The 6,413-nt window shown below is 63.0% G+C and carries 8 protein-coding genes; 5 read left to right on the plus strand and 3 right to left on the minus strand.

Annotation, left to right across the window (positions count from 1 at the left end; all coding sequences use genetic code 11):
• The first annotated feature begins 160 nt into the window (after positions 1–160).
• The 3 genes from HP547_RS26195 to HP547_RS26205 all read left to right on the plus strand — a co-directional run bounded on the left by HP547_RS26195 (position 161) and on the right by HP547_RS26205 (position 2,379).
• The gene (locus HP547_RS26195; RefSeq protein ID WP_172288304.1) at positions 161–949 is read left to right on the plus strand and encodes a helix-turn-helix transcriptional regulator; all 789 of its coding nucleotides are present in this window, start codon (positions 161–163) and stop codon (positions 947–949) included.
• A gap of 63 nt (positions 950–1,012) precedes the next feature.
• Complete coding sequence (locus HP547_RS26200; RefSeq protein WP_172288306.1) at positions 1,013–1,300, plus strand: PsiF family protein; 288 nt, start codon at positions 1,013–1,015, stop codon at positions 1,298–1,300.
• A gap of 71 nt (positions 1,301–1,371) precedes the next feature.
• A complete protein-coding gene (locus tag HP547_RS26205) occupies positions 1,372–2,379 on the plus strand; it encodes an AI-2E family transporter (RefSeq protein ID WP_172288308.1) in 1,008 nt (335 codons plus the stop codon).
• A gap of 139 nt (positions 2,380–2,518) precedes the next feature.
• Here HP547_RS26205 and HP547_RS26210 read toward each other — a convergent pair whose 3' ends face one another.
• Complete coding sequence (locus tag HP547_RS26210) at positions 2,519–3,790, minus strand: Hsp70 family protein (protein ID WP_172228606.1); 1,272 nt, start codon at positions 3,788–3,790, stop codon at positions 2,519–2,521.
• 176 nt (positions 3,791–3,966) lie between these two features.
• On the opposite strand from HP547_RS26210, the gene cbpA reads away from it, so the two are divergent.
• Positions 3,967–4,935, plus strand: coding sequence for a curved DNA-binding protein (gene cbpA, locus HP547_RS26215; protein ID WP_172228604.1), 969 nt, complete (start codon positions 3,967–3,969; stop codon positions 4,933–4,935).
• Between the two features lie 2 nt (positions 4,936–4,937).
• A complete protein-coding gene (locus HP547_RS26220) occupies positions 4,938–5,243 on the plus strand; it encodes a chaperone modulator CbpM (protein WP_172228602.1) in 306 nt (101 codons plus the stop codon).
• 120 nt (positions 5,244–5,363) lie between these two features.
• Here HP547_RS26220 and HP547_RS26225 read toward each other — a convergent pair whose 3' ends face one another.
• Together HP547_RS26225 and HP547_RS26230 are read right to left on the minus strand one after the other, a co-directional pair.
• Positions 5,364–5,885: a GNAT family N-acetyltransferase gene (locus tag HP547_RS26225; protein ID WP_172288310.1), complete on the minus strand. Its 522-nt coding sequence runs from the start codon at positions 5,883–5,885 to the stop codon at positions 5,364–5,366.
• A gap of 31 nt (positions 5,886–5,916) precedes the next feature.
• Positions 5,917–6,413: ATP-binding cassette domain-containing protein (locus HP547_RS26230; protein WP_172288312.1), on the minus strand; the 497-nt coding region annotated here is incomplete at its 5' end.

Genomic DNA, 6,413 nt, shown 5'->3' on the forward strand with positions numbered 1-6,413 from the left:
AACAGCGGAAAACTGTTCCAGCAGCTCTTTCGGAACCTTTGGTAACTCTCGGAGCGGTTTTTTTTTGGTTGGCATACATGCACCTCTTACTCATGTTATGCCCGAACACAAAATTTCTGACACCCTCTCTTAACCGGACAACCCACCCTGCTAAACTGACATGCAGCGCAAATACCTCGATATCCCCCAGTTCGCCCAGCTCCCGGCCCCGGTGTACTTCCGCCACGACGAGTTCGGCGCCGACACCCACAGCGCCCTGCACCAGCACGCCTGGGGCCAGCTCAACTACACCGCCCATGGCGTGATGCACCTGGAGGTCGCCGGCCAGCGCTTTCTATCACCGCCGCACTACGCCGTGTGGGTCCCCCCCGATACTGTGCATGGCTGCTACAACCCCCAGGCCATCGTCTACCGCTCGGTCTACCTGGACCGCCGCCTGTGTGCAGCTCTGCCGCAGCAGCCATGCAGCCTGATGATCAGTGACATCCTCAAGGCCATCCTGGCCGACTTCGCTCGCCGCGACCTGCAGGTAGCCGCAGACGAGCGCGACCAACGCCTGGCTCAAGTACTGCTGGACCAGCTGTTGCTGGCGCCCACCCAGGCTTGCTACCTGCCATTTGCCCAGAGCGATGGCCTGCGCCAGGTGCTCGACGCGCTCAGCGCCGAGCCGGGTGACAACCGTCCGCTGGCCGACTGGGCGGCTCGCGTGCATGTCAGCGAGCGCACCCTGGCCCGGCAGTTCCTGCGCGAGTTGGGCATCAGCTTTGGCGAGTGGCGCTTGCGCCTGCGTTTTCTGCGCGCCATCGAAGCGCTGGAGGCAGGCCTGCCGATTCAGGCGATTGCCTTCGACCTTGGCTACAGCAGCGCTTCGGCGTTCATCGCCATGTTCCAGCGCCAGGCCCGGTGCACCCCCGAGCAGTACCGCCGGCAGGCGCGGGCAGGGAGCTGACAATTCTTGGCTACACTCAGCTCGACCCCCGTGCATCGGGCGCGGAGCCAAGGAGACCACTCCATGAGATTGCTGCACATTCCATTGCTGGCGCTGGCGGTGTTGTTCAGCGCCCAAGGCTTCGCCGCCAATACTGCACAGCAGGAAAAGATGAAAACCTGTAATGCCGACGCCACCGCCAAGGAACTCAAAGGCGACGAGCGCAAAGCCTTCATGAGCACCTGCCTGAAGAAGAGCGTGCCGCAGACCCAGCAAGACAAAATGAAAACCTGCAACGCCGACGCCACCACCAAGGCGCTCAAGGGTGACGAGCGCAAGGCATACATGAGTGACTGCCTGAAGAAGAAATGACCTGCGCCTATGCCTGCAGCCTCAAGGCTGGCAGACTGCGGGTCTTTCCCGTTGTCTGCCGTTGAGGCTGTATGACCTTCACCCCCCGCCAGGTCACCCTGGCCAGCTGGATCATCGTGTTTGCCGGCCTGCTGCTGGCGTTGCCCCTGAAATTGCTGCCGAGCCTGCTGGCTGGCCTGTTGGTGTTCGAGCTGGTCAACATGCTCACCCCGCGGCTGCAGCCGCTGATCGCCGGGCAACGCGCGCGTTGGCTGGCGGTGGCATTGCTGGGCACGCTGGTGGTGTTGACCCTGTCGCTGCTGATTGCCGGTGCTTTCAGCTTTTTGCTGCACGAAGCGGAAAACCCAGGGGCTTCGCTGGACAAGTTCATGGCCCTGGTGGAGCGTGCCCGCGGGCAGTTGCCGCCGTTCATCGAGGGTTACCTGCCGGCCAGCGCGGCGGAGTTCAAGGTGGCCATCGGCGACTGGCTCAAGAGCCACCTGGGCGACCTGCAGCTGGTGGGCAAGGGCATGGCGCACATGTTCGTCACCCTGCTGATCGGCATGATCCTCGGGGCCATAGTCGCCCTGCAGCGCATACCCGATATCTCCCGGCGCAAGCCCCTGGCGGCAGCGCTGTTCGAGCGCCTCGCCCTGCTGGTGCGGGCGTTTCGCAACATCGTCTTCGCGCAGATCAAGATCTCGCTGCTCAATACCGCGTTCACCGGTATTTTCCTGGCCGTGGTATTGCCGCTGTTCGGCGTGCACCTGCCGCTGACCAAGACGCTGATCGTGCTGACCTTCCTGCTGGGGCTGCTGCCGGTGATCGGCAACCTGATGTCCAATACCCTGATCACCATCGTCGGTCTGTCGCTGTCGATCTGGGTCGCGGCGGCGGCACTGGGTTACCTGATCGTCATCCACAAGGTCGAGTACTTCCTCAACGCGCGGATCGTCGGCGGGCAGATCAGTGCCAAGGCCTGGGAGCTGTTGCTGGCGATGCTGGTGTTCGAGGCGGCGTTCGGGCTGCCGGGGGTGGTGGCGGGGCCGGTCTACTATGCCTACCTGAAAAGCGAGTTGCGGCGGGCGGAGCTGGTCTGACAGATTGCTGGGGGCCGCTTTGCGGCCCATCGCGACACAAGGCCGCTCCTACAGGCGACCGCGTCCATCCAATGAATGCGCGGTTTCCTGTAGGAGCGGCCTTGTGTCGCGATGGGCTGCAAAGCAGCCCCAAAATGGCTCAGGCCACGCCGTAACGCTTGCGCGCCTCGATGGCCAGCCCGCTACCGATGCTGCCAAAGATATTGCCTTCCACATGTCGCGCATTCGGCAACATCGCTGCCACGCTGTTGCGCAGTGCCGGAATGCCGCTGGAGCCACCGGTGAAGAACACTGTATCGACCTGGGCTTCGCTGACGCCGGCCTTGGCCAGCAGTTCGCTCACGCTACCGCGCACGCGTTCCAGCAGGCTTTCGATGGCCTCTTCGAACAGCACGCGGGTCAGTTCCGCCTTCAACTCAGGCTCGACACGGCGCAGGTCGATGATGCGGCTGTCATGCTCAGTCAGCTCGATCTTGCTGGCTTCCACTTCCATCGCCAGCCAGTGCCCCGCACGCTGCTCGATCAGCTTGAACAGTCGGTCGATGCCGAAGCTGTCCTCGATGTCGTAGCGCATGCTGCCCAGCGCCAGCTGCGACTTCTGCGAGTACAGGGCGTTGATGGTGTGCCAGGTGGCCAGGTTGAGGTGGTAGCTGGTAGGCATCAGCGCGCCGCTCTTCATGCGGCTGCCGTAGCCGAACAACGGCATGACGCCCTGCAGGCTCAGTTGCTTGTCGAAGTCGGTACCGCCAATGTGCACGCCGCCGGTGGCGAGGATATCGTCCTGACGTTCGGCTACCAGATGGCGTTCGGGCGACAGGCGGATCAGGGTGAAGTCGGAGGTACCACCGCCGATGTCGACGATCAGCACCAGCTCTTCGCGGCTGATGCTCGACTCATAGTCGAAGGCCGCGGCAATCGGCTCGTACTGGAACGACACGTCCTTGAAGCCGATCTTGCGGGCTACGTCGGCCAGGGTGTCTTCGGCCTCCTGGTCGGCGGCGGAGTCTTCGTCGACGAAGAACACCGGGCGCCCCAGCACCACCTGGTCGAATTCGCGACCTGCGGCGGCTTCGGCGCGCTTTTTCAGCTCGCCGATAAACATGCCCAGCAGGTCCTTGAACGGCAACGCGCTGCCCAGCACGCTGGTGTCGTGCTTGATCAGCTTGGAGCCCAGCAGGCTTTTCAGCGAGCGCATCAGGCGGCCTTCGTAGCCCTCCAGGTACTCGTGCAGCGCCAGGCGGCCATACACCGGGCGACGCTCTTCGATGTTGAAGAACACCACCGAGGGCAAGGTGATCTTGCCGTCTTCCAGGGCAATCAGCGACTCCACGCCAGGGCGGTGCCAGCCGACCGTGGAGTTTGAGGTGCCAAAGTCGATGCCCAGGGCGCGGGCCGGGGATACGTCAGACATGGGAAATAAGCTTCCGGAGGCAAAACGGCCGCGCAGTTTATGCCACTTGGCTACAGAATCAAGACCAGTCGTCTGCCATGGCGCAACCCCAAGGCGGTCTTGAAAGGCTATGCTTGACCCCAATCTACAGTTGCATCTTCTGTTGCAACACGCACATTCACATTGGTGATCCACAGATGGACTTCAAAGACTATTACAAGATACTCGGCGTAGAGCCCACGGCGGACGACAAGGCGATCAAGGCCGCGTACCGCAAGCTGGCGCGCAAGTATCACCCCGATGTCAGCAAGGAGCGCGACGCCGAGGACAAGTTCAAGGAGGCCAACGAGGCCTACGAAGTGCTCGGTGACGCGCAGAAACGTGCCGAGTTCGACGAAATTCGCAAATATGGCGGCCAGCATGGCCGGCCGTTCCAGGCACCACCTGGCTGGGAAAACCGCGGCGGTGCTGGCGCAGGTGGCTTCGAGGGCGGTGATTTTTCCGACTTCTTCAGCTCGATTTTTGGCGCACGCGGCGGCAGCCCGTTCGGCGGTGGCGGCGGTGGCCGGCAACAACAACGCAGTGCCGGCAGACGAGGGCAGGATGTGGAGCTTGAACTGGCGGTGTTCCTCGAGGAAACCCTGAGCAAGGAATCCAAGCAGATCAGCTTCCAGGTGCCGCAAACCAATGCCATGGGCCAGCGCACCGGGTTTACCACCAAGACCCTGAACGTGAAGATTCCGGCTGGGGTAACCGACGGCGAACGCATCCGCCTGAAAGGCCAGGGCGCGCCGGGCAGTGGTGGCGGCGCCAATGGCGATCTGTTCCTGACCATCCGCATGGCACCGCACCCGCTGTTCGATGTCGAAGGTCATGACCTGATCATCACCGTGCCACTGGCACCGTGGGAGGCTGCCCTGGGGACCAAGGTCGCGGTGCCGACCCTGACCGGCAGGATCAACCTGACCATTCGCCCCGACAGCCAGAGCGGCCAGCGCCTGCGCGTGCCGGGCATGGGCCTGGCGAACAAGAACGGCGAGCGCGGCAACCTTTATGCGCAGCTGAAAGTGGTCATGCCGCCTGCCTCCGACGAGGCTGCCCGCGAACTGTGGAGCAAGCTTTCCGAGAAGGCTGCGTTCGACCCGAGGACACAATGGAGTAAGTGATCATGAGCAGCACCCTGATCGTTCAACTGGACATGCGTACCCTGTGTCAGGAAGCCGATGTCACGGCTGACTACGTGATCGAAATCGTCGAGCACGGCATTGTCGAGCCTTCCGGGCGAACGCCGGATGACTGGCTGTTTGACGATCAGGCGCCGCTGGTGGCCAAGCGCGCGGTTAAGCTGCATCAGGAGCTGGAGCTGGAGTGGGAAGGGGTGGCGCTGGCGCTGGAGCTGCTGCAGGAAGTGCAGCAGTTGCGCAGTGAGAACAGCATGCTGAAGCAACGGTTGGGCAGGTTTACCCAGCTGTAACGGTTGCAGGCCTGGCCTCATCGCCGGCAAGCCAGCGCCCACAGAGTCCCCACAGGCTATGAGGCCTGCGCTGTCCCTGTGGGAGCTGGCTTGCCGGCGATGAGGCCAGTACAGGCAGCATCAGGTTCGGCTTGGTTCAGCTCCAGGGTTCAGCACCAGCTGCATGAAGGTCAAATCCAGCCACCGGCCAAACTTCACCCCCACCTGTGGCATCTGCCCGGTCACCACAAATCCCAGCCGCTCATGCAGGCGCATCGAGCCCGCATTGCCGCTTTCGATGGCCGCCACCATCACATGCTTGCCGCAGCTGCGCGCCCGTTCTATCAGCGCCGCCATCAACAGCGGGCCCAGCCCTTTGCCACGCTGGTCATCACGGACATACACCGAGTGCTCCACGGTCTGGCGAAAACCTTCGAATGGCCGCCAGTCGCCAAACGACGCATAACCCAGCACGCCGCTGTCATCTACCGCCACCAGGATCGGATAGCCCTGCTGCGCCCGCGCCTCGAACCAGGCCTGGCGGTTGGCCAGGTCCACCGGGGTCTCGTTCCAGATCGCCGTGGTATGGCGTACGGCATCGTTGTAGATATCGAGGATGCCCGGCAGGTCGGCGGGCAGGGCATCGCGGATTCGGTCACTCATCACAGCATCTCGCAGGGTCGTTGTGTGCAGATTAAATGGTTACCAGCCCACGCACACCTTCGGCCTGCATGTTTTCACCGCGGCCGCGCTGCACGATCTCGCCCCGGGCCATGACCAGGTACTGGTCGGCCAGCGCTTCGGCAAAGTCGTAGAACTGCTCCACCAGCAGGATAGCCATGTCGCCGCGTTCGGCCAGGCGGCGGATGACCGCACCGATTTCCTTGATCACCGAGGGCTGGATGCCTTCGGTGGGCTCGTCGAGGATCAGCAGGCGCGGGCGACTGGCCAGGGCGCGGCCGATGGCCAGTTGTTGCTGCTGGCCGCCAGACAGGTCGCCGCCACGGCGCTGCTTCATCTGCTCCAGCACCGGGAACAGTTCGTAGATGAAGGCTGGCACCTCCCGCGCTTCACGTGCAGAAAAACGCGACAGGCCCATCAGCAGGTTTTCTTCCACCGTCAGCCGCGGGAATATCTCGCGGCCCTGTGGCACATAAGCGATACCGGCATGAACTCGTTGCTGAGGTTTGA

The sequence above is a fragment of the Pseudomonas sp. CM27 genome, from assembly GCF_013179515.1.
In the GTDB taxonomy this organism is placed as follows: domain Bacteria; phylum Pseudomonadota; class Gammaproteobacteria; order Pseudomonadales; family Pseudomonadaceae; genus Aquipseudomonas.

Bases quoted from the DNA above. Each gene is read 5' to 3' on its own strand.
- HP547_RS26195 (WP_172288304.1), top strand. From the start codon at position 161: ATGCAGCGCAAATACCTCGATATCCCCCAGTTCGCCCAGCTCCCGGCC.
- HP547_RS26200 (WP_172288306.1), top strand. From the start codon at position 1,013: ATGAGATTGCTGCACATTCCATTGCTGGCGCTGGCGGTGTTGTTCAGC.
- HP547_RS26205 (WP_172288308.1), top strand. From the start codon at position 1,372: ATGACCTTCACCCCCCGCCAGGTCACCCTGGCCAGCTGGATCATCGTG.
- HP547_RS26210 (WP_172228606.1), bottom strand. From the start codon at position 3,790: ATGTCTGACGTATCCCCGGCCCGCGCCCTGGGCATCGACTTTGGCACC.
- cbpA (WP_172228604.1), top strand. From the start codon at position 3,967: ATGGACTTCAAAGACTATTACAAGATACTCGGCGTAGAGCCCACGGCG.
- HP547_RS26220 (WP_172228602.1), top strand. From the start codon at position 4,938: ATGAGCAGCACCCTGATCGTTCAACTGGACATGCGTACCCTGTGTCAG.
- HP547_RS26225 (WP_172288310.1), bottom strand. From the start codon at position 5,885: ATGAGTGACCGAATCCGCGATGCCCTGCCCGCCGACCTGCCGGGCATC.